Source organism: Variovorax soli, from assembly GCF_031454625.1.
GTDB lineage: Bacteria > Pseudomonadota > Gammaproteobacteria > Burkholderiales > Burkholderiaceae_C > Variovorax > Variovorax soli_A.
The window spans coordinates 157,721-180,242 of the sequence record NZ_JAVDRF010000013.1; the positions used below are offsets into that span (position 1 = coordinate 157,721).

23 protein-coding genes are annotated in these 22,522 nt (G+C 66.9%); 16 read left to right on the forward strand and 7 right to left on the reverse strand.

Translation table 11 applies throughout. From position 1 onward, the window contains the following. Window positions 1-103: 103 nt before the first annotated feature. From J2739_RS24145 to J2739_RS24160, 4 genes are read right to left on the reverse strand one after another with little or no spacing between them, the layout of a single operon-like run. Window positions 104-1,618, reverse strand: coding sequence for an AMP-binding protein (locus J2739_RS24145; protein WP_309906427.1), 1,515 nt, complete (start codon window positions 1,616-1,618; stop codon window positions 104-106). Next, on the reverse strand, window positions 1,615-3,060 hold the full coding sequence (gene sauS / locus J2739_RS24150) for an acylating sulfoacetaldehyde dehydrogenase (protein WP_309906429.1): 1,446 nt from the start codon (window positions 3,058-3,060) through the stop codon (window positions 1,615-1,617). The genes J2739_RS24145 and sauS overlap by 4 nt, the downstream gene beginning before the upstream one ends. Before the next feature lie 28 nt (window positions 3,061-3,088). After that, window positions 3,089-4,081: a tripartite tricarboxylate transporter substrate binding protein gene (locus J2739_RS24155; RefSeq protein WP_309906430.1), complete on the reverse strand. Its 993-nt coding sequence runs from the start codon at window positions 4,079-4,081 to the stop codon at window positions 3,089-3,091. Continuing rightward, on the reverse strand, window positions 4,078-4,875 hold the full coding sequence (locus J2739_RS24160; RefSeq protein ID WP_309906433.1) for an IclR family transcriptional regulator: 798 nt from the start codon (window positions 4,873-4,875) through the stop codon (window positions 4,078-4,080). Before J2739_RS24160 ends, J2739_RS24155 begins: the two co-directional genes overlap by 4 nt. Window positions 4,876-5,244: 369 nt before the next feature. Here J2739_RS24160 and J2739_RS24165 point away from each other — a divergent pair, with 369 nt between their 5' ends. The 16 genes from J2739_RS24165 (at window position 5,245) to J2739_RS24240 (ending at window position 17,906) form a co-directional block, all read left to right on the forward strand. Beyond that, window positions 5,245-5,391, forward strand: coding sequence for a hypothetical protein (locus J2739_RS24165; RefSeq protein WP_309906435.1), 147 nt, complete (start codon window positions 5,245-5,247; stop codon window positions 5,389-5,391). A 49-nt stretch (window positions 5,392-5,440) separates the two neighbouring features. Continuing rightward, window positions 5,441-6,025 (forward strand): A24 family peptidase, encoded by a 585-nt coding sequence (locus J2739_RS24170; protein WP_309906437.1) that lies wholly within the window; start codon window positions 5,441-5,443, stop codon window positions 6,023-6,025. A 42-nt stretch (window positions 6,026-6,067) separates the two neighbouring features. Continuing rightward, a complete protein-coding gene (gene cpaB, locus J2739_RS24175; protein WP_309906439.1) occupies window positions 6,068-6,916 on the forward strand; it encodes a Flp pilus assembly protein CpaB in 849 nt (282 codons plus the stop codon). Window positions 6,917-7,000: 84 nt separating this feature from the next. Beyond that, window positions 7,001-8,458 (forward strand): type II and III secretion system protein family protein, encoded by a 1,458-nt coding sequence (locus J2739_RS24180; RefSeq protein WP_309906481.1) that lies wholly within the window; start codon window positions 7,001-7,003, stop codon window positions 8,456-8,458. A gap of 15 nt (window positions 8,459-8,473) precedes the next feature. Beyond that, on the forward strand, window positions 8,474-8,755 hold the full coding sequence (locus J2739_RS24185; RefSeq protein ID WP_309906441.1) for a hypothetical protein: 282 nt from the start codon (window positions 8,474-8,476) through the stop codon (window positions 8,753-8,755). Between the two features lie 134 nt (window positions 8,756-8,889). After that, a complete protein-coding gene (locus tag J2739_RS24190; protein ID WP_309906443.1) occupies window positions 8,890-9,093 on the forward strand; it encodes a Flp family type IVb pilin in 204 nt (67 codons plus the stop codon). Between the two features lie 86 nt (window positions 9,094-9,179). Further along, window positions 9,180-9,383, forward strand: coding sequence for a Flp family type IVb pilin (locus J2739_RS24195; protein ID WP_309906445.1), 204 nt, complete (start codon window positions 9,180-9,182; stop codon window positions 9,381-9,383). A gap of 107 nt (window positions 9,384-9,490) precedes the next feature. Then, complete coding sequence (locus J2739_RS24200) at window positions 9,491-9,664, forward strand: Flp family type IVb pilin (protein WP_309906447.1); 174 nt, start codon at window positions 9,491-9,493, stop codon at window positions 9,662-9,664. Window positions 9,665-9,697: 33 nt separating this feature from the next. Continuing rightward, window positions 9,698-10,960 carry a TadE/TadG family type IV pilus assembly protein gene (locus J2739_RS24205; RefSeq protein ID WP_309906448.1) on the forward strand — a complete coding sequence of 421 codons (1,263 nt, stop codon included), beginning with the start codon at window positions 9,698-9,700 and terminating at the stop codon, window positions 10,958-10,960. Window positions 10,961-10,965: 5 nt separating this feature from the next. Continuing rightward, window positions 10,966-11,424: a TadE/TadG family type IV pilus assembly protein gene (locus J2739_RS24210; RefSeq protein ID WP_309906450.1), complete on the forward strand. Its 459-nt coding sequence runs from the start codon at window positions 10,966-10,968 to the stop codon at window positions 11,422-11,424. Then, complete coding sequence (locus J2739_RS24215) at window positions 11,421-11,909, forward strand: TadE/TadG family type IV pilus assembly protein (protein ID WP_309906452.1); 489 nt, start codon at window positions 11,421-11,423, stop codon at window positions 11,907-11,909. The genes J2739_RS24210 and J2739_RS24215 overlap by 4 nt, the downstream gene beginning before the upstream one ends. 10 nt (window positions 11,910-11,919) lie before the next feature. Beyond that, on the forward strand, window positions 11,920-13,071 hold the full coding sequence (locus tag J2739_RS24220; RefSeq protein ID WP_309906454.1) for a CpaE/TadZ family protein: 1,152 nt from the start codon (window positions 11,920-11,922) through the stop codon (window positions 13,069-13,071). Window positions 13,072-13,090: 19 nt separating this feature from the next. After that, complete coding sequence (locus tag J2739_RS24225; RefSeq protein ID WP_309906456.1) at window positions 13,091-14,461, forward strand: TadA family conjugal transfer-associated ATPase; 1,371 nt, start codon at window positions 13,091-13,093, stop codon at window positions 14,459-14,461. An 11-nt stretch (window positions 14,462-14,472) separates the two neighbouring features. Then, entirely contained in the window at window positions 14,473-15,462 is a 990-nt protein-coding gene (locus tag J2739_RS24230; RefSeq protein ID WP_309906458.1) for a type II secretion system F family protein, read from the forward strand. Between the two features lie 10 nt (window positions 15,463-15,472). After that, window positions 15,473-16,384, forward strand: a complete 912-nt coding sequence (locus J2739_RS24235) for a type II secretion system F family protein (RefSeq protein ID WP_309906460.1) — start codon at window positions 15,473-15,475, stop codon at window positions 16,382-16,384. A gap of 25 nt (window positions 16,385-16,409) precedes the next feature. Next, on the forward strand, window positions 16,410-17,906 hold the full coding sequence (locus J2739_RS24240) for a hypothetical protein (RefSeq protein ID WP_309906462.1): 1,497 nt from the start codon (window positions 16,410-16,412) through the stop codon (window positions 17,904-17,906). Window positions 17,907-17,990: 84 nt separating this feature from the next. Here the strand turns inward: J2739_RS24240 and J2739_RS24245 are convergent, their stop codons facing one another. The 3 genes from J2739_RS24245 to J2739_RS24255 form a co-directional block, all read right to left on the reverse strand. Beyond that, complete coding sequence (locus J2739_RS24245) at window positions 17,991-18,677, reverse strand: response regulator (protein ID WP_309906464.1); 687 nt, start codon at window positions 18,675-18,677, stop codon at window positions 17,991-17,993. Between the two features lie 9 nt (window positions 18,678-18,686). After that, window positions 18,687-20,375, reverse strand: coding sequence for a sensor histidine kinase (locus J2739_RS24250; protein WP_309906466.1), 1,689 nt, complete (start codon window positions 20,373-20,375; stop codon window positions 18,687-18,689). Window positions 20,376-20,522: 147 nt separating this feature from the next. Further along, complete coding sequence (locus tag J2739_RS24255; RefSeq protein WP_309906468.1) at window positions 20,523-22,247, reverse strand: cobaltochelatase CobT-related protein; 1,725 nt, start codon at window positions 22,245-22,247, stop codon at window positions 20,523-20,525. Window positions 22,248-22,522: the final 275 nt, after the last annotated feature.

Sequence of the window (22,522 nt, forward strand, 5' to 3'; positions counted from 1 at the left end):
TGTCGCTATTGCAGCGCGTGCGTGTATCGGCGATGTTTCGACCGGCGCTGACTTTTGAACTCACATGTATTCGCGAGCCCGCTCGCCACACCCAGATCTCTTTCTATTCGAACAGCGGCAGCAGCTTGAGCCGCTGGACCTTCCCCGAGGGCCCGCGCGGCAGTTCCTCCACGAAGCGGTAGTGGCCCGGCGCCTTGTAGCGCCCGAGCGCGCCCGCGCAGTACGCGCGCAGCGCTTCCTCGGTGCAGGTGCTGCCCTCGCGCAGGATCACGCAGACCCCGATCTCCTGGCCGTAGTGGCGGTCGGGCACGCCCACCGCGGCGGCGTCGCGCACGTCGGGGTGCGCGAGCAGCGCCTCGTCGATCTCGCGCGGCGCGATGTTCTCGCCGCCCTTGATGATCAGCTCCTTGATGCGGCCGGTGACGAAGAAGAAACCGTCGGCATCGCGATGCCCGAGATCGCCGGTGCGCAGCCATCCGTCCGGCGTGAAGCTGGCGCGCGTTGCTTCCTCGTTCTTGTAGTAGCCGAGCATCACGTTCGGTCCGCGGATCGCGAGCTGGCCGGTGGTGCCGTCGGGCACCTCGGACAGCTGGGCATCGATCACCCGCGCCTCGCAACCCGAGGCGCGGCCGACCGAGCCCAGCTTGCGCTTCGCGGGATCCATGGGATTGGAGAAGGAGGGCGCCGCGGTCTCGGTGAGCCCCATGGTCTCGACAATGCCGATGCCGAACATCTGCTCGAAGGCGCGATGGTGCTCGGGCGGCAGCGCGGCCGAAGCGGAGCGGCAGAAGCGGATGCCGGCGGTTTGCGCCGCCGGCGGCTTCCCGCCTTCGAGCAGGTAGGAGATCATGGTCGGGACCACGTTGATCCAGCTGCACTGCGCCTGCGCGGCTTGTTCCCAGAAGCGCCCGGCCGAGAACTTCGGCGGCATCGCCAGGCTGCCGCCATGCGCCAGCGGCGCCAGCATGGTCACGGCGAAGGCGTTGATGTGATAGAGCGGCAGCACCGCGAGCACGCGGTCGTCCGGGCCCAGGCCGTGCTCGGCGCTGATCGCATTCGCATTGGCCGCGAGGCTGCGCTGGCTCAGCATCACGCCCTTGGGCATGCCGGTGGTGCCGGAGGTGTACATCAGCAGGGCCGGGTCTTCGGGCGAGGGGGGCGGCGCCTCGGCGATCGCGGGCGCCTCGCTCTCGCCGGGCAAAGCCGACGCATCGGGCGCCACCACCAGCAGCGCGACGGCGCGGTCGAGATCGGCCAGCATCGCACGCACGCGCGCTTCCCACTCAGGCGCGACGCAGACCAGCCGGCAGTCGGAATGCGCGAGCACGTAGCGCATCTGCTCGGGCTGCGACAACAGGTTGACCGGGTTCACGCACAGGCCGGCGTGCATGGCGCCCAGCAGCACGCGCAAGGTCTGCAGGCCATTGGGCATGACCAGCGAGACGGTGTCGCCGCGCCTCGCGCCGTGCTGGCGCAGCACGGCCGCGACGCTGCGGCATCCGCGCGCCAGTTCGGCATAGCGCAGGGGCGAACCGCCCTCGGTGGACAGCGCATAGATCGCCTGCGGCCGCTGCGCGGCCTGCGACTCGATCAGCGAATGAACGGTCAGCGCCGTCACTCGGCACCGTGCCTGGCGAAGAACTCGCCGAAGATCTCCTCCTGGCTCGGCACGCGCTCCGGGATCGGCCGCGACACGCGCGTGATGTTGAGGTAGTGCCGGTAGTTCATGTTGTCGGAGAAGTTGTTCCTGCCCCAGGTGCCGCAGCCCATCGACAGCGAGAAGGGCAACCCGTTGTTGAAGCTGCCACCGGTGGCGATGCAATGCGCCTGGTCGACGATCACGCGCGACACCGGCAGCGACAGCCCCAGCCGCATCGCGCGCTCCGGCACGGCGCTGTGCAGCCCCACCGAATGCCCCGCGCCCTCGTAGGCATAGATGCGCTCGACGATGGAAGCGGCCTCGGCGAAATCGCGCGCGGCATAGATCGCGAGCACGGGGCTCAGCTTCTCGCCCGAGTAGGGATGCTCGCGGCCCACGCCGTCCTCCGCCACCATCAGGATGCGCGGGTTGCGCTCGGCGATCGCCAGCCAGCCGGCGCGGCCTGCAGCGTCCTGCGCCGCCGCGCGCTCGGCGATCTCGCGCGCGGACTTGCCGATCACCGCGGCGGAGAGCTTGCCCTCCGGCCACATCAGGGATTGCAAGGCCTTCTTCTGCGCCGCATCGAGCATCACGGCGCCGCGTGCCTCGAGGGCGGCGATCAAGGGTGCGCGCATCGCATCGACGACGACCAGGCTGTTCTCCGACGAGCAGCTCGTCGCGTTGTCGAAGGTCTTCGACAGCACGATGCGTTCGGCCGCGGCGCCGGCGTCGGCCGTTTCGTCGACGATGCCGGCCACGTTGCCCGCGCCCACGCCGAAGGCCGGTGTGCCGCTCGCATAGGCCGCGCACACGTTGGCCTGCGAGCCGGTCGCCACCACCAGGTCGGACAGCCGCATCAGCTCGGCGGTGGCCAGCTTGGTGACGGGGGAGGGCAGCAGCTGCACCAGGTCGCGCGGCGCGCCAATGCGGTCGAACTGCGCATGGATGAACGCGATCAGCCGCGCCGCCGTCGACCAGCCCTTGGGCGAGGGCGCGACGATCACCGCGTTGCGCCCCTTGAGCGCGTTGATGATCTTGTTGGCCGGCGTCGCGCCCGGGTTGGTCGAGGGCGTGATCGCGCACACCACGCCCACCGGCCGGGCAATCTCGACGATGCCGCGCGCGGGGTCGTCGGAGATCACGCCCACCGAGCGCGCGCCGCGCAGGTCGCGCAGCAGGCCGAAGGTCTTGCGGTGGTTCTTGGCGACCTTGTCCTCGACGTTGCCGATGCCCGTGTCGGCCACCGCCAGCTCGGCCAGCTCGCGGTTGCGCTTCGGTTCGATGATGGCCCAGCCCGCCGCGGCCACCGCCATGTCCACCTGTTCCTGCGACCAGCTGTCGTAGATGCGCTGGGCCGCCCGCGCACGGGCCACGAGTTCGGCGATGGGTCCGGTGGCTTCGGGAGATGCGTTGTTTGCCATGTGCGTGAGGTCTCTGTGTGCGCGGGCTTCAGTCCACGCGAATGTTGGCTTCCTTGGCGAGCTTGCTCCAGCGGACGAGCTCGGTCGACACCACCTTGCCGAGCGCTTCCGGCGTGCCGCCCACGCCTTCGCTGCCCTGGGCGAGCAGCTTGTCGCGGATCTCCGGCTCGCGCACGACGGCATTGACCACGCGGTTGAGCTTCTCGATGGCGGCCTTCGGCGTCTTCGTCGGCACGAACATCGCGTACCAGGAGTCGACCTCGAAGTCAGGGATGCCCGCCTCCTGCATGGTCGGCACGTCGGGGAAGGCGGCGCTGCGCTTGGTGGTGGAGACCGCCAGCGCCTTCAGCCTGCCGGACTTGACGAACTGCGCCGCCGCGGGAATGGACACCCACAGCAGCGGCACCTGGCCGCCCATCACGTCGGTCACGGCAGGGCCGCCGCCGCGGTAGGGCACGTGCGTCATCTGGGTGCCGGTGCGCAGCTTGAACAGCTCGCCGGCCAGGTGGCCGGGCGAGCCGTTGCCCACGGTGGCGAAGGAGAGCGAGCCCGGCTTGGCCTTGGCCAGCGCCACCAGCTCGGCCACATTGTTGGCCGGGAAGCTGGTGTTGGCCACCAGGATCTGCGGCAGCGAGGCCACCATCGCGACCGGCTCGAAGTCCTTCTGCGTGTCGAAGCCCAGCTTGGCGTAGATCGCCGGGTTGATGGTGTGCGAGGAGAGCGTGAACAGCACCGTGTAGCCGTCCGGTGCCGACTTGGCCGCGAGCTCGGTCCCGATCGAGCCGGCCGCGCCGCCGCGGTTGTCGATCACCACCGGCTGGCCCAGCTGGGCCTGGAAGCGCTCCTGCACGATGCGCGCGATCACGTCGGTGCCGCCGCCGGGCGGGTAGGGGACGATCAGCTTGATCGGCTTGTTCGGGTAATCGGAGCCGTTGCTGCCCTGCGCCTGCGTGGCGAAAGGCGCGGCGAGCGCGGCCGCCGTGAGGACGGCGGTGCGCAGCCAGGGGGCGAAGCGAATCATTCCAGTCTCCTTTTTCTCGGGGTGGTGGTCATCGGCCCCGGCTCTGTCCGGTAGCCCAACGTGGCGCTGGCATCGCGCGCGCAGGTCATGACCTGCTCCGCGAGCCCGCGTGCCTGGGTGCGCGCGAAGCGGATCGAGGGCACGCTCATGCCCAGTGCGGCGACCGCTTCGCCCCGCGCATTGAAGACCGGCACGCCCAGCCCGCAGACGCCGAGTCGCCATTCCTCGCGGTTCTCGGCGTAGCCGCGCGCGCGGGTGCGCTCGAGTTCGGCGTGGAGCGCATCGAAGTCGGTGATGCTGTTGGGCGTGTACGCGACGAGCGTGCCGAGCCGCGCCCGCAGGGCGGCCGTGTCGGGCTGCGCCGCGGCCAGCAGCGCCTTGCCCGAGGCCACGCAATAGGCTGCCGCCCGGCCGCCGACGCGCGAGTAGGCGGCCACCGGCAGCGGGCTGTCGAACTTGTCGAGGTAGACGATCTCGGCGCCGTCGAGCGCCGCCAGGTGGATGGTTTCGCCCGTGGCTTGTGCCAGCGCTGCCAGGTGCGGGCGCAGCAGCGCGCCGATGTCCGCCACCTCGGCCACCAGCGCGCCGAGCTCGAACAGGCGCAGGCTCGGGCGGTAGGCGCTGGTCGCCGGGTCCTGCACCGCCCAGCCGCAGTCCACCAGCGTCTGCAGCGTGCGATGCGCATTGCTGCGCGCCATGCCGAAGGCGTGGGCCAGGTCGGTCACGCGGCAGTCGCGCTGCTGGCGAACCATCCATTCGATGGCAGCGAGGCCCTTGGCGAGCGTGGAGTCCATGAGGTGTCTTGGGTGATGTTCTAAATAACAGAACAACGTTCATGCATATGGAACAACTCTAGGCGCCGGGGATGAGCGTGTCAACCGGGCTCGCCATGAGGCGCTCGGCCAGTCTCGATCCCGATCTCACCCTTCCGAAGCCCAGCCCCGGAGGCAAAACCACGCCACTTCCGGGTCCTCGCTTCGAAATGAGTACTTAAGTAGTTGGTTTGTCATGCCTTCCGGGGGTGCTCTGTCCCGCGCAAATGAGGACAGAGCGCTCATGTAGACCTTTGTTTGCATATCTACATTCGATCCCAAGGCAGAAGCAGTCCGACCGGCAAGGCGGGCCGGACCGATTCCCTGCCGAGGCATTGCTTGGAGAAGTACATGCAGATCTTCGAATCCCTGTCGCCGCCGTGGATCCAGCTGCTCAGAAGCGAAGCAGGTGGCTCTTTCATGGAGTACGCGCTGGTCGGGTTGCTGATCCTCACCGTCTGCATGTTGCTGCTCCTGGCCTGGGACAAGAACGCATGAGGCCGGGCCTCCGGCTCCTCTGATTCGACAACACATCAACAAGGCTGTCATGCAGGAATTTCAGGCATTTCTCGAGCTCATCGCCATGCTGGTGCTCGACCCGCGCACGGCGGTGCTGTTCGCACTGCTCCTCATTGCGGCGGTCACCGACTACCGCACCTACCGGATTCCCAACTGGCTGACCTTCGGCGGCGCAGCATTCGCGGTGATCTACAAGACCCTCGTGGCCGTGTCTCCGGGCTCCGCTTGCCTGGCGGCTTCGGGAGGGCTGTTGCTCGGCTTCCTGATCATGTTGCCGCCCTATGTCCTGGGCGTGATGGGTGCCGGCGACGTGAAGCTGATGGCGATGGTCGGTGCGTTCCTGGGCGTCGACGAAACACTCCAGGCGGTCCTCTTCACTTTCATCGTCGGCGGGATTGCGGCATTCGGATTTGCACTTCTCAGGGGAAAGGTGCGACGCATGCTGCGAAACACGAAGGACGCGGTGCACGGCATGGTGCTTTCGGCCATGGTCGGTGCGCGGCCGGACGCTGAAGTCGGGGCTGCCCAGTCGGTCGGAAAACTCCCCTATGGCGTCTGCATCAGCGTCGGAACGGTCGCTTATGTGCTGGGACGGCAATTGGGTTACGCCTAGGTCGATGGGTCAACTGCGTTCGTCAATTCATTGGGGCATGAAATGAGAAATATCAAGGCAATGGGTCTTCTGGTTCTGGCACTGCTGACCGGCCTGGCCGCCGCGGTGTATGCGGCCGGCTGGGTGGCGCGCCAGGGGAGCATCGCGTCCAACAAGGTGGTGGTCGCGAACGTCGACATCGAGCTCGGCAGCCGCCTCAATGCGCAGATGCTGTCCGTGGTCGACTGGCCGAGCGGCTCGCTGCCCCCAGGAACCTTCGCGACGGTCCAGGACCTGCAGGACCGGGTCGCCAAGGTCGGCCTGCTGCGGGGCGAAGCGGTGCTCGAAGGCAAGCTTGCCCCCAAGGGCACGCAGGGCGGACTTTCGGCGGTCATCACGTCGGGGAAGCGCGCCATGACGGTGCGCGTCAACGACGTCGTCGGCGTCGCGGGCTTTGCGCTGCCCGGCAACTACGTGGACGTGATGGTCAACGCCCAGCAGGACAAGGAAAAGGGCGAAGAAAGCCGGCAGATCAGCAAGACCGTGCTCGAGCGCGTGCTGGTGCTGGCGGTTGCGCAGGAGGCGGGACGCGACGACACCAAGCCCAAGGTGGTGAGTGCAGTCACGCTCGAACTCAGCCTCGAGGATTCCGAGAAGCTCGATCTCGCCCGCAGCGTCGGCACCCTCTCGCTGGTGCTGCGCAACCAGGTCGACAACCAGACGGTCGCGACCGCCGGCATCACCAAGAACCAGCTGTTCGGCACGAAGGACATCCCGACACCCGTGGTCATGAAGGTCGCGGCCGAGAGCAAGCCCTCCATCCCCCGCGCCAGGCCGATGGCCATGCCGGCTCAGCCCTCGCAGTGCGTCGAGGTCGTGCAGAACGCCAACCGCGTGCTCAGCTGCTTCTGAGCGCATCTACTCAAGGAATACACCGTGTCCAAACCACGCCGCCCCCGCGCGATCCTTCCGACCCTGTGCACGCTGGCGCTGTCGATGACGACAGCCGGTACATGGGCCCAGACACCGCCCGTGGCCGCATCGGCCACCGCTCCGGCGATGGCATCGGCCCAGTTCACGGATCACAAGCGCTGCTCCCGCGTGGAGGTCGACACGCCGGCGACCGTCACGCTCGGCAAGTCGACCGTGATTCCCCTCAAGTCCCGCGTGACCCGCATCCTCGTGAGCGGCCAGCCGCCATCGCCGCGGCCCGCGGCCGCCATGCCCGGCATGCCCGGCATGACGATGGCGGCCCCGGCGCCTGCCATGGCCCCGGGCGCACAGACCAGCGACGGCATCGCCGACATGGAAGTCATGCTGCTGAGTCCCACCGACCTGTTCTTCCGCGGCAAGCGCGCGGGCTCGATGAACGTGATCATGCAGAACGCGGAGGGCGTCTGCTTCATCAAGGACATCGTCGTCACCGTCGACCCGGGCGCGCTGCAGGCCAAGCTCGACGAGCTGATGCCCGGCGAAACGCGCGTCAAGGTGCGCGGCGCCGAGAACACGCTGGTGCTCAGCGGCGAGGTCAGCGATCCGGTCCGCCTCGACGAGATCATGACCATCGCGGCCTCGTATGGCGATGGCAAGAAGGTCGTGAACCTGATGCGCACGACCGCGGCGCAGCAGGTGATGCTCGAGGTCAAGATCGCCGAGGTGAGCAAGACGCTGCTCGACAAGCTGGGCGGGAGCCTGCGCTACGCGAAGAGCTACAGCGGCGGCAATACCACCTACACGCTGCTATCGAACTTCCTGAGCGGCGGCAATGGGCTGATCGACGCATTGCGGGTGGGACGTGCCCGGTTGACCCTCGACGGGCAAAAAGACGACGGCATCGTGCGCGTCCTGGCCGAACCGAACGTGATGGCCATCAGCGGCCAGCAGGCGAGCTTTCTCTCGGGCGGCAAGATCTTCATCCCGGTGGCGCAGAACAACACGGGCACGGGGTCGACCATCACGCTGGAGGAAAAGGAATTCGGCATCGGCGTGAAGTTCACACCCACGGTCCTGAGCGGCGACCGGATCCATCTGAAGATGATTTCCGAGGTGTCGGACCTGTCCCAGACAGGTTCGCCATTCACCACCGTCGGCGGCGTCACCTCGGTTCTTCCTTCGATGATCGTGCGCCGGGCCGACACGACGGTGCAGCTCAACGACGGACAAAGCTTCGTGATCGCCGGGCTGATCAAGAACAACGTGAACGAGTCGGTCAAGCGCTTCCCGGGACTCGGCGAGGTGCCGGTGGTGGGGGCGCTCGCGCGCAGCACCGAATTCCAGAGCGACCAGACCGAACTGCTGTTCGTGATCACGCCGCGGCTCGTGAAGCCGCTCCCCGAGTCGCCGCGACTGCCCACGGACAACCACGTGGTGCCGAGTCGGGCCGAGGTTTATCTCAACGGAGCGCTGGAGAGCGCGACGCCGCCGGCCGATGCGCCGCCGCCGGAATTCAAGTGACAAGGAGTGCAGACCATGAAAACACAGACCCTGGCCATCCTTCTCGCCCTGCTGACCGCGGGATGCCAGACCCCTACGCCGAACTACGACGCGCGCTTCGGTGACGCAGTGCGCGATGCGAAGCGAAAGATGACCATCCATCCGGACGCCGGCAAGACCACGGACACGGGACTGGGCCTGGACGGCCGGGCGGCGCATGACTCGCTCATCCGCTACCACGAGAGCTTCAAGGAGCCGCCTCCGGTGGTGAACGTCATCAACATCGGCGGTGCCATCGGAAGCGGCGGCGGACGCTAGCACTGGCTACTTCACAACCCTGTTTCAAACCTCGCGCGGAAAGGAGCTCAACAACGACGACCCATGCTCAACCTGATGGGCCTCTCGCCCCAGATCACTTCCATTTTTCATTCAATCTTTTTTGAGGTGCATTCATGAACTACTTTCTTCTTCTGATCAACAACTTCCTGCGTTCCTTCGCCAAGGAAGAGGACGGCGCCCAGGTCGTCGAGTACGCGCTGATCATCGCGGTCGTTTCGATCGCGCTGGTGATTGCCTTGAAGGCGCTCGGCGGCGGGGCCTTCAACACCTTCATCGCACGCGTCAATACCTGCCTGACCACGGCCAATTGCGTTTGAAAGAGCTCCAGCGGCGGGCATCGTGACGAAGAGCGCGAACCCGCTGTTGCCGGAGGAACCCCTTCACTCATTCTCGAGGTGCATTCATGGACTACCTTCTTCTTCTCATCAACAACTTCCTGCGCCCCTTCGCGAAGGAAGAGGACGGCGCTCAGGTCGTCGAGTACGCGCTGATCATCGCGGTGGTGTCGATCGCCCTGGTGATCGCCCTGCAGGCGCTCGGCGGCGGTGCCTTCAACACCTTCATCGCACGCGTCAATACCTGCCTGACCACGGCCAACTGCGTTTGAGAAAGCGCCAGGAGACGGACGTCATGCCCATGAGCTCCGACCCCGTCTCCCGGACGCCCCCTCTCTGTGAGCGCGAATACGCCCAGGTCCTTCCGAAGGAGAAGCCCATGCCCACCGACTTGCTGCGCGACCGGAAAGGCGCCCTGATCATCGAATACGCGCTGATCCTCGCCCTCGTCGCCATCGCGCTGGTGCTCGCGCTCCAGCCGCAGCTGATCAGAACCGGCTTCTCCAACTTCATCACGCGATTCGCGGGCTGCCTGACGGGCACCTGCGTCTGACTTCATCCCCACGACCGGCCCGGAGGTTCGCTCATGCGCAAGCTCACCAGTCATCGCCGACAGAAAGGCGCCGTGCTCGTCACGACGGCGCTGGTCCTGCTGTTCCTCCTCGGCTTCATGGGCATCGCGCTGGATTTCGGGCACCTGTTCGTCGTCAAGACCGAATTGCAGACAGCCCTGGACAGCTGCGCCCTGGCGGCGGCACAGGAGCTCGACGGACAGAGCACCGCCCTGACCCGCGCCACCAGCGCGGGCATGACCGCAGGCAACCTGAACCGCGTCAACATGCAATCGACCACTTGGAGCGGACAGGGCCAGATCGTCGCGGCCAACATCAGCTTCAAGGATGCAGCCTACGCCGCGACCACTGCGCCCGCGGCAGCGCGCTATGCGGTATGCCAGCACACCCAGTCGGGCGTGGTCACGCGGCTGTTGCAAACCATGGGCGGCTTCACCGGCGACACGGCCGCCAATCCTGCCACGCGCCAGGTCGCGGCGACGGCCGTGGCGACACGCGCCAGCGCACAGACGACCTGCCCCATCCCGGTCGCGATGAAGCCCAAGACCGGAGGCACTGCGCCCAACTACGGCTTCGTCGTCGGTGAATGGGTGACCCTGCTCATGGCGCAGAACGCCGCGGCCGGCGGCCAGATCGGCTGGGCCAACCTGGACGGCAGCAACAGTGCTTCCGAAACCGACGCCGAGCTGACCGGCCATTGCGGAACACGCGTGGGCGACACCCTGGGCACGCCGGGCGTGCAGACCTCCGTCGCCGATGTCTGGAACGCCCGCTTCGGCATCTATAAGAACACCAGCGGCCCGTCGATCAATCCTCCCGATTTCACGGGCTACGCCTACACCACGACAGACTGGCCGGCAGCCTTCAACGCGTACGACGGCGCGCCCGGCGCCGGTGCGCCGGCGAGCGCACAGAACTTCGTCACCAAACGCGCGGCATTCGCCTCCTGCGCCGACACCGGCACCAGGGTCAACAGTTGCGAGTCCATCACAGGCCTGTCGCTGAACAGTTTCCAGAGCCTGGCAGCGCCGGGCAACACGACCGGCGGCCACATGCAGTACGGGACCAACCGCCGCATCGTCACCGTGCCCGTGATCAATGCCGGTAACCAGGTGGTCGACTACGCATGCATGCTGATGCTGCAGCCGCTCACGATTCCCATGTCCGATGTCAAGTTGGAGTTCAGGGGCAATGCCAATGCGAGCGGCAGTCCCTGCACCACGAGCGGACTGCCCGGTGGCTCGACGGGGCCGCTCGTCCCGGTGCTGGTGAGGTGATGACCATGAACAGCACGAAAATCCGGCAACGCGGCGTGGCCCTGGTGGAGCTGGCGCTCGTCATCCCCTTCCTGCTCCTGCTCACCTTCATCACCACCGAATTCGGCCGGGCGATGTACGAGTACAACGCCGTTGCCAAGTCGACCCGGGACGCGGTGCGCTACCTCTCGTTCCAGACGCCCGGCACGCACATCACCGAGGCGCGCAACCTGATGGTGTACGGAAACCTGGCCGGCACCGGAACGCCGCTGGCGCGCGGCCTCAGCCTCGCGAACGTGCCCGTGGGGACCTGCTGCACCTGGCAGACGACCGGCAGCAACCCGGTCGTGACCACCATCACCGTTCGGGTGAGCAGCTACAGCTTCCGTTCGATGTTCGCCAGCGTCTTCGGCCTGAGCTTCGCCGATGCCAACGGGAACATCGTCTTCAGCGACATCACCGCCACCATGAGGGCACAGACATGAGACGCAGGGCCGCTCCCAAGTCGACTAACGCAGCCGAAGGCGAAGCTACTCCAGCAAGCCGTCGCCAAATCGGTGCCACCACCGTCGAGTTCGCGCTCGCGCTGCTGCTCTTCTTCACTTTCCTCCTGGGCATCATGGACTTCGCGCGCATGCTGTTCACCTGGAGCGCGGCCCAGGAAGCCACTCGCGCCGGCGCCCGCTACGCAGCGGTGTGCGACGACACCTCCCAACAGGCGCAGGTGCTGGCACGCATGCAGGCCCTGCTGCCGCAGATCAGCACCATCGGTGTGGCCTGGAGTCCGGCCGGCTGCACGGCTTCGACCTGCGAAGGTGTGACGGTGACCATCACCGGCCTCAATTACCAGTGGATCTCGCCGATCGCGGGTCTGGCCGCGCACGCCCCCATCTCGATGCCCACCTTCTCCACCTTCCTGCCGCGCGAGGTCATGCGGCAGGACCCGAACAGCGCCGCCATCTGCTCTTGAAGGACTCCTCATGAAGATCGCCATCATTTCGCCCAACAAGACCCACCTGCAGGAGATGGGCAAGGTTCTCGAAGCGCGGTCGCACACGGTCGTGCTGGCCGAGGGCGGCAAGAGCAGGATGCGGCAGCTCGTGGAGCAGGAGCATCCGGACCTGCTGCTGGTCGACGGCATGTGCTGCGACCCCAACGAGCTGTCTCTGGTCGAGCACGTGACCACGCACCATCCGCGCACGGCGGTCGTCCTGCTCTGCGCGACTCACACGCCCGAGTTCCTGCTCAACTCGATGCGAGCCGGGGTGCGCGAGGTGCTGCCGTCGCCCGCCAGCGCGCCTGCCCTGGAGGCGGTGGTTCAGCGTGTCGCCGCCAAGCTCGCGAACGCGCACGGCCTGCCCAGCGGCAAGGTGCTGGCCTTCATGCCGTGCAAGGGCGGCAGCGGCGCCACCTTCCTCGCGACCAACCTGGCCTGGCAGCTCGCCGAGCGTGATTCGGTGCTGCTGGTCGACCTGAACCTGCAGTTCGGAGATGCGCTGTCGTTCGTGAGCGACGAGATGCCGAAGTCGACGATCGCCGACGTGGCGCGCGAGTTCAACCGGCTCGATGCTTCCTTCCTCGCGGCCTGCACCGTCAAGGTGACGCCGGGCCTGAGCCTGCTCGCCGCGCCGGAGGACCCCTCGATGGCCATGGAGGTGAAGCCCGAGCACATCGACGCGATCCTCAACCTCGCGGTGCTGCAATACGACTTCGTGCTGCTCGACATGTCGCGCGCACTGGATACCCTGTCGATCCGTGCGCTCGACCGCGCCTCTCGCATCTTTCCGGTGCTGCAGACCGGGCTGCCGGGGCTGCGCAACGCGACCAAGCTGCTCGGCGTGTTCAAGTCGCTCGGCTACGCGCCGGAGAAGATCGAGTTGCTCGTCAACCGCTTCGACAAGAGCAGCGAAATCGGTGCGCCCGAGGTGCGCCGGTCGTTCGGCCGCACCGCGCAGCGGCTGATTCCCGATTCGCCGAAGGAAGTCAACGCCGCCATCAATCGAGGCGTGCCGCTGGCGCAGCTGTCGCGCTCGAACCCGGTGGTGCGCAGCCTCGCCGACATGGTGGCCGTCCTGTCGCCGCGGGAGGAAGAAAACACCAGCCTGTTCAACCGGCTCTTCGGCCGCGCCTGATTCTCCAAAGGAGCCTTCCATGTCCCTGCGCGAAAAACTCAACGTGGTGGCCATCGACGCCGCCTCGCACGCCGCACCGCTTTCGACAGCCGATTCTCACGGCAGCGGAAGCTCCGAGGCCTATATGGCGCTCAAGGGCCGCCTGCATCTCAAGCTGCTCGAGAAGTTCGACCTCGCCTCGCTCGACACGCTGGCCCCGGAGGCGCTGCGCCAGGAGATCGCGACCATGGTCGGGCGCCTGGTGCAGGATGAGCAGGCGGCCGTCAACGACCTCGAGCGACGCACGCTGATCCGCGACATCCAGCACGAGATGCTGGGTTTCGGCCCGATCGAGCTGCTGATGGCGGACCCGACAGTCTCGGACATCCTCGTCAACCGCTACGACCAGATCTATGTCGAGCGCCGCGGCCGCCTGGAGCTGACGCCGGTGAGCTTCACGGACGAGAAGCACCTGCTGCGCATCATCGACAAGATCGTCTCGCTGGTCGGCCGGCGCATCGACGAGTCCAGTCCGATGGTCGATGCGCGCCTGCCCGACGGCTCGCGCGTGAACGCGGTCATCCCGCCGGTGGCGCTGGACGGCCCGATGATGTCGGTCCGCCGCTTCGCCCATATACCGCTGAAGATGAACAACCTGGTGGAGGACATGAAGAGCCTGACGCCGGCCATGGCGTCCGTGCTCGAGGGGCTTGCCAAGGCCAAGGTCAACATGATCATCTCGGGCGGCACGGGCGCGGGCAAGACGACGCTGCTCAACATCCTCTCCGGCTACATCCCCGAGTCCGAACGCGTCGTCACGATCGAGGATGCCGCCGAGCTGCAGATGCAGCAGCCGCACGTGGTGCGCCTCGAGACTCGCCCGGCGAACATCGAAGGCCGCGGCGAGATCACGCAGCGCGCGCTGGTGCGCAACGCACTGCGGATGCGGCCCGACCGCATCGTGATCGGGGAGGTGCGCGGCGCGGAGGCGGTGGACATGCTGCAGGCCATGAACACGGGCCACGAAGGCTCGCTCACCACCATCCATGCCAACACGCCGCGGGACGCGCTGTCGCGGCTCGAGAACATGATCGGCATGGCGAACCTCAACCTGCCGCACCGCGCGGCCCGGCAGCAGATCGCCTCCGCGATCACTGTGGTCATCCAGGGGCTGCGCATGACCGACGGCAAGCGCAAGATCACCAGCATCCAGGAGATCACCGGCATGGAAGGCGATGTCGTCACCATGCAGGAGATCTTCGCCTTCAGGCAGACCGGCGTCGGACCGGAAGGGCAGGTGGAGGGCTACTTCCACGCGACCGGGGTGCGGCCCAAGTTCACCGAACGGCTGCACGCCTTCGGCATCTCGTTGCCGGACGCGATCTTCGATCCGGCAAAGCGCTACCAGTAAAGGACAGGACCATGCAAAACCTCACCGGCAATTCGCTATTCATGGTCGTGGTGCTGGTCTTCGTCGCGGTGCTGCTGCTCCTCGAAGGCCTCTACCTCATGTGGAAGTCGTACAAGGGCCCCGAGGCGCGCAAGCTCGAAAAGCGGCTGCAGGCGCTTTCCGGTTCGGGCGACGCCACGCCGCAGGCGAAGCTCCTCAAGGAACGCATGCTCAGCGACGTCCCGGCGCTGCAGCGCTTGCTGCTGCGCGTGCCGCGCGCGCACGCACTGGACCGGTTGATCCTGCAGTCCGGTCTGGACTGGACCGTGTCGAAGCTGCTGCTCGGCTGCGCCGCCCTGAGCGTGGCGGGTTTCGCGATCATGATGGGACTCGCTGGCCAGGCCGAGGGCTTCGGGCTGATGGCCGGCGCGGCCTTTGCGCTCGCGCCGCTGGCTTTCCTGCACCATCGCCGCGCCAAGCGCCTCAAGCGCATCGAGGCCCAGCTCCCGGAGGCCCTCGACCTCGTGACGCGTGCGCTGCGCGCGGGGCATGCCTTCTCGTCGGGGCTGCAGATGATCAGCGAGGAAATGGCGGAGCCGATCGCGTCGGAGTTCCGCATCGTGCATGACGAGGTCAACTTCGGCGTGTCGCTGCAGCAGGCGCTGACGAACCTGAGCGAGCGCATCCCCCTTACCGACCTGCGCTACTTCGTCGTCGCGGTGCTGATCCAGCGCGACTCGGGCGGCAACCTGACGGAGGTGCTCAGCAACCTGAGTTGCCTGATCCGCGAACGGCTCAAGCTGCTGGCGAAGGTTCGCGTGCTGTCGTCCGAAGGGCGGCTATCGGCCTGGGTGCTCGGGGTGATGCCCTTCGCGCTCGCCGGGATGATGAACCTGGTCAACCCGGAGTTCATGTCGCTCCTGTGGACCGACCCGATCGGCATCGGGATCATCAAGCACATGCTGATCCTGATGGCGGTCGGCGTTCTCATCCTGCGGCGCATCGTGCGCATCCGCGTCTAGGAGCATTGCCATGCTGGTCCTTTCCGCACTGGTCTTTCTGGCTGTCACGCTCGGCCTGACGGGGGCCTACCTCTGGTGGGCGCCGACCCGGGCCCAGCAGCGCCTTCAGGCGTTGGCGCCCACGCCCGAGAAATCGGCATGGGCGGAGACCGTCGTCAAGCTCGTTGGTCCGTTCGCGCAGCTGTCCTCGCCGACCGGTGAGGAGGACGCGTCGCCCATGCGGCTCAAGTTCCTCCATGCCGGCATCCGGCACCCGGATGCAACGCTGATCTACTTCGGCATCAAGACCTTGCTGCCCTTCCTGTTTGCCTTCCTGACCTTCCTCCTGCTGAGGATGATCAACCCGGCGGAGGGACTGACGCTGGTCTTCTGGCTCATGACCTCGGCGCTTGTCGCGTGCTACCTGCCCAATGCCATCCTCCATGTGCTCGCGAAGAACCGCAAGCGCGACATCTTCGAGAACTTTCCCGATGCGGCCGACCTGATGCTGGTCTGCGTGGAAGCCGGCCTGGGCCTCGATGCGGCGCTCACGAAGGTGACGGAAGAGATCCGCATGAAGAGCGAGGCGCTGGCCCAGGAACTGCACTGGACCAACCTCGAGATGCGGGCGGGCAGCGCGCGCGAGAAGGCGCTGCGCAACCTGGCGACGCGCACCGGGGTCGAGGAGATCGCCACCTTCGCCACCATGCTGACCCAGGCCGACAGGTTCGGGACCAGCATCGGCGAATCGCTGCGCGTGTTTTCGGACGACCTGCGCCACAAGCGCCAGGTGCGCGCCGAAGAGCTGGCCGCGAAGGTGCCGACCAAGATGCTGTTCCCGCTGGTGGTATGCGTGTTCCCGTCGATCATCATGGTGGTCATGGGGCCGGCGGCGATCCAGGTGATCCGCTCGCTGATGCCGATGCTGAGCGGCAATGCTTAGCGGCCTGAGAAAGGTCGGCCCGTCCATGAAAGCAATGATCGACGCTCGCGCGGCAGTGCCCGCGGTGCGAAACTGGGGCCTCTCGTGGCCGCTCATCGTCTGCATATCGACGATCGCTCTCATCGCATGCCAGCCGGGCCTCCTGCTGCGGGATGCAGACACCTACTGGCACCTTGCCGCCGGCCGCTGGATGCTGGAGCACGCGTCCATACCGACGCTTGACGCCTTCTCTCATTCGATGCCCGGCGCGCCGTGGACGGCCTTCGAATGGCTGTCCGAACTCGTCATGGTGGGCGTCTATCGCCTCGGCGGTTGGGTGGGTCTTGTGGCACTTGCGGCCTGCTGTTTCGGCCTGGTGCTCGCGCTGCTGATGCGATTCCTGCTGGCCCGCATGGAGCCGGTGCATGCGCTGCTGTTCACCGTGCTGGCCGGCAGCATGCTCCTGACGCACCTGCTCGCGCGCCCCCATGTGATGGCCTGGCTGCTGCTGGCGCTCTGGATATCGGCGCTCGTTGGCGCGGCGGAGTCGCGCCGCAGTCCCCCGTGGTGGTTGCTCGGCCTGATGGTCCTCTGGGCCAACATGCACGGCAGCTTCATCCTGGGCCTGTTGCTCGGCGCTGGCGTCGCGCTCGATGCCGTACTTGCGCATCCGCGTGGCATGCGCAGAGCGGCCGCCAAGCCGTGGGGCCTTTTCGTCGCGCTATCCGTGGGCGCTGGGATGGTGACACCCAATGGCTGGCAGGTCCTCTGGCATGCGGTCTACATCATGGGGATGAAGGCGCTCTCCCACATCGGAGAGTGGCGCTCGCCGAATTTCCTGGAGCCGAGCGCTTTCGAGCTGTGGCTGCTCCTCGTGCTGGCCCTTGCGTTCAGCGGTCGGGTGCGCTTGCCGTGGCTGCGCCTGGTTCTCGTGCTCGGGCTGGTTCACATGGCGCTGAAGCATCAGAGAAATGTCGCGGTGCTGGGACTCGTGGCTCCGTTCCTGATGGCGACTCCGTTCGCACGGCATTGGTACGCCACGGCAACGCCGAATCGGGATGCGCAGGCACTGGACCGGTGGTTCCTCTCCCTGGCCGCTCCGGCACGTCCGATGGCCATTGCCGCATGCGCCTGCGCGACGGCATTGTTTGCCGCCGCATCCATGCATCTGCGCCCACCGATGCCCGCGCCTTCGATCACACCCAGGGCCGCAGTCGAGGCGGCCATGGCGGCCGGCGCCAAGGGCAGGTTGCTGAACGAATATTCATTCGGCGGTTTCCTGATCTACGAAGGCATCCCGGTGTTCATCGATGGCCGCGCGGACATGTATGGCGACGCGTTCTTCCAGAAGTTCGTGGATGCGGTCCAGGTCAAGGAGCGCAAACAGTTCATTGCGTTCCTGGACGAGCACGGGTTCGGATGGACCCTGCTCGCTCCGGGAACGTCGGCGATTGCGGTGCTCGACGATCTGCCGGGCTGGCGCCGGGTCTATGCGGACGACACGGCGGTCGTCCATGTGCATGTCGGAGCAGCATCCGATTAGGTGATGGCACAGCGCCGTCGGCTGCGCCGGCGGGCAGCGTGGCGCATCGACGTGCGACAGCCGGACGCCGGAGAACGCAATCCTTCAGGACAAGGGCTTGCCCAGCTGATGCTTCACCGCATAGCAATACAGCTCGAGCCGATTCGCGACATCCAGCTTCTGGTAGATCGAAGTCAAGTGGTTGCGCAGGGTGTGTTCGGTGATGAACAGCTTCTGCGCCAACGCCTTGTTCGAAGCCCCGCTGCTCTCCACCACGGTCGCGATGATCTTTCGTTCCTTGGCGGTCAGGCCCGCCTGCTTCTCCGCTTCGGGATCGCTGCGGGGGCTCTGCCGCGAGGCCATGAACTCCGAGAACACCCGGCTCATCGTCTCGGCATCCATGCAGAGCTCGCCGCGATGCACCCGCTCGATCGCCCGCAGCACCTGCTCGGCGGAGGCATCCTTGCGCAAGACGCCGCGCGCGCCTTGCAGGACCGCCATGTCCAGCGTCTTCTGCTCGCGTTCGCCCGTCAGGATCAGTGCGCGGGACGCCGGGTTCGACAACAGCCCGGGCAAGATCTCCAGGGCGCTCCTGCCGTCGAGGTCGAGATCGAGAAGGATGATGTCGGGGCTCAGCTGCCCGACCTGTTCGAGCGCTTCCTCGCAGTTCCTCGCAGTGCCCACCACGTGCATGCGCGGCTTCTCGCCGTCGATCAGCTTGGACAGGCCCCACAGCATCGTCTGGTGATCGTCCACCACCATCACGCCGATCGGTTTTGCCGCTGGTTGCATCTTCACCTCCTACATGGGAATTTCGACGTGCACCGACACGGCGCCGCCGGTGCCGCGATGGACGCTCGCATTGCCGCCCAGGGCACTGGCGCGCTCGCAGATCGAGTGCGGCAGGAATTCGATCGCGTGCGATCCGTCCGCCTCGTTCTCGATCTCCACCTTGAGCAGCCCGTCCGCACAGGCCAGCCTGACTGCACCGCAGTGCGCGAGCGTGTGCTTGCAGATGTTGTTCAGGCCCTCGCGGACGATCTGCAGGATCTCCGCTGCCATGCGGTCGTTCACGTTGAGTTCGCCGTCGACGCGCACCGCGATGTCGATGCCATAGAAGTCGCGCACCTGCGCTGCCTGTTGTCGCAGCACCATCAGCACCGCCTGCTCCGAGCGGTCCAACCCGTTGCGCACCGCGCCGGCGTAGCGGCGCAGGTCGCCGATGACGCGGGCAGCCATGTCCTGCAGCCTGTCGAGGTCCTCGACCAGCGGGTTGTCGGCGCTGGCCTTGTTGCGCAGCGCGCTGAGGCCCATCTTCAATCCGATGTAGGGCTGGATGGCGGTGTCGTGCAGGTCCAGCGCGATCTTCAGACGCTCCTGCGATGCCGCGTCCGAGGCCATGCGGTCGAGCAGCTCGATGTTCTCGACCACGGGGAAGGCCTGGGCGACCACGTGTCCCAGGAACAGCGCATCGGAACGGCGGAACGCGCCCCGCCGCGAGAGGACGATCAGCCGGCCTTCGCTCTTGCGCAGGTTGACGGGCACGTCGATGAAGGCACCGGCGTCCAGCAGTTCCGCCAGCCCTTCGCAAGCGCTGTGGGTTTCCTTGGCCCATCGCCCCTTCTCGGCGTCGTAGGTCGCCGCGTCGCCGAAGATCGGCAGGCTCGGCCAGGGCGAGCGGCGGTAGATCACCGCGCGCTGCGGGGCGAGCGCCATCAGCAGCGCTGCCAATTCAGGCGCGATCCGCTGGGCCTCGGGCGAGCGGTGCGCATCGCCTTGGCGGACGGTGCGCAGCGAACAGGCGCCGGACTCCTTGTCCCGCACCACCAGCAGGCAGGTGTTGCTGTCGACGAAAAAGCGCTGGATGTTCTCCAGGATGGCGGTGACGGTGTGATCGACCCCGAAGCGCGGATTCGACAACCGGCTCACCGCGCGCAGGAGCGCCAGCCGCCGCTTGAGCTCCACCTTGGAACGGCCCCAGTAGATGATCATGTAGCCGAGCGCCAGGATGAAGGTGGAGCGCAGCAACAGGCGGGGGAGATCCTGCGCGGTGGCGGACCCCATGCCGCAGGCCGCGAACAGCGCGACCGAAGCCAGGGTCACGCGCGCGCCTTCGTCGAGGCCCCAGCGGAAGGAGGAGGTGAGGACGGCGAAGAAGAAGAACAGGAAGAAGGGACTGTTGACGCCGTCCGTCAGCAGCACGATCAGCGCGTACCAGCAGATGTCCAGCCAATGGATCACCCTGCTTTGGGTGAGCGGGGCCTCCAGCTCGGAAAAGACGCACACCACCAGACTGTGCACGATGTAGCCGCAAAAGATCAGCCAGGTCGAGCCCCCCACGCCCCGCAGGCTGGCGGGGTCGACGAACACCGCGAGGAGGGCGGAGATCGAGAGCACGAGCCGCATCCGCGCCACCATCCGGGCGTCGGCAGCGTCTGCCGCCAGGCTCGTGTCGATCTCTTTTTTCTTCTCCTGCCCCAGCACCCGCATCCGCAGTCCCCTTGTGCGCCTTGGTTGCGCCGCGTGTCGTATGTGAAAGAATCACACGCAGAGTACTACTTATGTAAGCAAGTGTGTATATGCCGCCGCTCCGTGGTGGCCTATTGCGTGCGAAAGGTCACGCGCGGGTGGAGCAAGTCAGTGTCGAGGGAGCCCAGCCATCAAACCGATGACCTCCCTGAACGCCGTATGGCCTGGGGATGCCGCCAGGTCCAGCACAAGGCTGCGGCTGTAGTAGGGGCTCAGGTCCAGCCCCACGCCGATGCCCGCGATGCCGATGCGGCCGGCCTGCTCGTGCCGTGCCACCACATCCTGCAGGTGATGATCGAGGTAGTGGGCGTCGTTGGCCAGGTGGGTCGCGCTGTCCATCGGTGAGCCATCGGAGAGCACGAGCAGCAGCTTGCGTTCCTCGGCGCGCGCCTCGAGGCGCGTGCAGGCCCAGTCCACCGCCTCGCCGTCGATGCCTTCGCGGAACAGGTCGGCCTTGAGCAGGGCTGCGATTCCAGTGCGCGCGCGGCGCCAAGGGGTATCGGCGGCCTTGAAGACCAGGTGGCAGCGCTCGTTGAGACGGCCGGGGTGGGCCGGGCGGCCGGCGCGCAGCCAGTCGCGCTGCGCCCGCCCGCCATTCCAGGCACCGGTGGTGAAGCCGAGGATCTCGCTGGCCACGCCGGCCTGCTCGAGCGCACGCGTCAGCACGTCGGCCAGCATCGCCACCGATTCGGCATGCGCCTTCATGGAGCCCGAGCAATCGATCAAAAGGCTCACGACGCAGTCGGCCACCGGCTCCAGCCGCTCCGTGCGGAACAGCCGCCGCTCGGCGGGGGAGGCGACCAGCCCGGCCAGGCGGCGGCCGTCGATGCGGCCTTCCTCTTGCGCGCCGTCCCAGCCCTCGCGCTGCGGCTCGGCCAGCAGAACGCGAAGTGCGCGGGCGAGGCGGCCGATGTTGACGCCCTGCGCGGCGACGCGCCGGTCCAGCTGCTCGCGCAGCTCGCGCAGCAGTTCCCTGCGCACCAGCGAGGCGGCGTCGTGCTCGCGGTCGTAAGCGGTGGTGAAGACGCGGTAGCCGCCGCCGGCGCCTTCCAGCAGTGCGCTGCGGCCCGAGTCGGCGGTGGTGAAGCGCTCGATGATCTCGCGGTCCATGTCGGTGACCAGGCTGAAGACGCTGCGCTTGTCCTCGGGCTCCGCCTCGCGGGCCGCCGGATCTTCCTCGCCTTCGCCGGCGGCGTGCAGCATCGCGGCGACGGTGCGCGCAATGGCGCGCGCATGCACCGCATAGGCGGCCTGTTCGGCGCGGTCGCGGCGCAAGCCGGCGAGGGCGTGGCCGATCAGCGGCGAGAGCGCGAAGCGGGTGGCTTCGAGCATGTCTTCCGTCGCTTCCACCACCTGCTGGCCGGTGACTCGCGCGCGGCAGATCTGGGCGACGGCATAGAGCAGCAGGCCGCGCGCCGTGTCGGTCAGGCCGGCGTGGTGGACGGACAGGGACCACCGTTCATGGCGGTGCCGCAGGTTGCGCTGCATGCCCGGCATGCTCTCGGGCGCGAGCGACTCCACGCGGAACTGCTCCAGCATCTCGAACAGCATGCGCTCGACAGGCTCCTCGGGACGCAGGCGCGCGTGCAGCGCCGCATCGGAGGCGCTGAGCCGCAGCGCGAGCCCGTCCGCGGTGCCGCGGAAGGAGGCGAAATCGTCGCTCTCCGGCGAAGGGTGCAGGTGCGGCGCGTACCAGGGCAGCGGCTGGCGGCCGCGGTGCAGGCGACGGCCGCGGAAGTGCAGGTCGGCTTCGCCGCTGAAGGCGCGCACGAAGGCCGCGCACAACTCGTCGACCTGCTGCGCATGCCTTACCAGCTTCTGCGGATCGCTCATGGTCTTTCTTTCCCTCTTTCTTTTTTTTCTGAGGGGGTGGGGTGGGGACGCGGGGTGTTCGATGGGTAGGGTGTGTTTTTTTTGAGGCTGGAGCCGGGATGTCGCCCCGGCAGGCGAGTCACTTTCTTTTGCTTCGCCAAAAGAAAGTAACCAAAGAAAAGGCGACCCCGCTGGCCGCATCCCTGCGCTTCGCTGCGGGAAGCCTGCGGTGCTCGCTTTTCGCGGGGTCCGCGCAAACTCGCTTCGCTCAAACACGCGCGGCCCTGATCCGCGAA

What these genes read in the sequence shown, in the direction of transcription:
- sauS (WP_309906429.1), bottom strand. Translation starts at nt 3,060, where the DNA reads ATGGCAAACAACGCATCTCCCGAAGCCACCGGACCCATCGCCGAACTC.
- J2739_RS24155 (WP_309906430.1), bottom strand. Translation starts at nt 4,081, where the DNA reads ATGATTCGCTTCGCCCCCTGGCTGCGCACCGCCGTCCTCACGGCGGCC.
- J2739_RS24160 (WP_309906433.1), bottom strand. Translation starts at nt 4,875, where the DNA reads ATGGACTCCACGCTCGCCAAGGGCCTCGCTGCCATCGAATGGATGGTT.
- J2739_RS24165 (WP_309906435.1), top strand. Translation starts at nt 5,245, where the DNA reads ATGCAGATCTTCGAATCCCTGTCGCCGCCGTGGATCCAGCTGCTCAGA.
- J2739_RS24170 (WP_309906437.1), top strand. Translation starts at nt 5,441, where the DNA reads ATGCAGGAATTTCAGGCATTTCTCGAGCTCATCGCCATGCTGGTGCTC.
- cpaB (WP_309906439.1), top strand. Translation starts at nt 6,068, where the DNA reads ATGAGAAATATCAAGGCAATGGGTCTTCTGGTTCTGGCACTGCTGACC.
- J2739_RS24180 (WP_309906481.1), top strand. Translation starts at nt 7,001, where the DNA reads ATGACGACAGCCGGTACATGGGCCCAGACACCGCCCGTGGCCGCATCG.
- J2739_RS24185 (WP_309906441.1), top strand. Translation starts at nt 8,474, where the DNA reads ATGAAAACACAGACCCTGGCCATCCTTCTCGCCCTGCTGACCGCGGGA.
- J2739_RS24190 (WP_309906443.1), top strand. Translation starts at nt 8,890, where the DNA reads ATGAACTACTTTCTTCTTCTGATCAACAACTTCCTGCGTTCCTTCGCC.
- J2739_RS24195 (WP_309906445.1), top strand. Translation starts at nt 9,180, where the DNA reads ATGGACTACCTTCTTCTTCTCATCAACAACTTCCTGCGCCCCTTCGCG.
- J2739_RS24200 (WP_309906447.1), top strand. Translation starts at nt 9,491, where the DNA reads ATGCCCACCGACTTGCTGCGCGACCGGAAAGGCGCCCTGATCATCGAA.
- J2739_RS24205 (WP_309906448.1), top strand. Translation starts at nt 9,698, where the DNA reads ATGCGCAAGCTCACCAGTCATCGCCGACAGAAAGGCGCCGTGCTCGTC.
- J2739_RS24210 (WP_309906450.1), top strand. Translation starts at nt 10,966, where the DNA reads ATGAACAGCACGAAAATCCGGCAACGCGGCGTGGCCCTGGTGGAGCTG.
- J2739_RS24215 (WP_309906452.1), top strand. Translation starts at nt 11,421, where the DNA reads ATGAGACGCAGGGCCGCTCCCAAGTCGACTAACGCAGCCGAAGGCGAA.
- J2739_RS24220 (WP_309906454.1), top strand. Translation starts at nt 11,920, where the DNA reads ATGAAGATCGCCATCATTTCGCCCAACAAGACCCACCTGCAGGAGATG.
- J2739_RS24225 (WP_309906456.1), top strand. Translation starts at nt 13,091, where the DNA reads ATGTCCCTGCGCGAAAAACTCAACGTGGTGGCCATCGACGCCGCCTCG.
- J2739_RS24230 (WP_309906458.1), top strand. Translation starts at nt 14,473, where the DNA reads ATGCAAAACCTCACCGGCAATTCGCTATTCATGGTCGTGGTGCTGGTC.
- J2739_RS24235 (WP_309906460.1), top strand. Translation starts at nt 15,473, where the DNA reads ATGCTGGTCCTTTCCGCACTGGTCTTTCTGGCTGTCACGCTCGGCCTG.
- J2739_RS24240 (WP_309906462.1), top strand. Translation starts at nt 16,410, where the DNA reads ATGAAAGCAATGATCGACGCTCGCGCGGCAGTGCCCGCGGTGCGAAAC.
- J2739_RS24245 (WP_309906464.1), bottom strand. Translation starts at nt 18,677, where the DNA reads ATGCAACCAGCGGCAAAACCGATCGGCGTGATGGTGGTGGACGATCAC.
- J2739_RS24250 (WP_309906466.1), bottom strand. Translation starts at nt 20,375, where the DNA reads ATGCGGGTGCTGGGGCAGGAGAAGAAAAAAGAGATCGACACGAGCCTG.
- J2739_RS24255 (WP_309906468.1), bottom strand. Translation starts at nt 22,247, where the DNA reads ATGAGCGATCCGCAGAAGCTGGTAAGGCATGCGCAGCAGGTCGACGAG.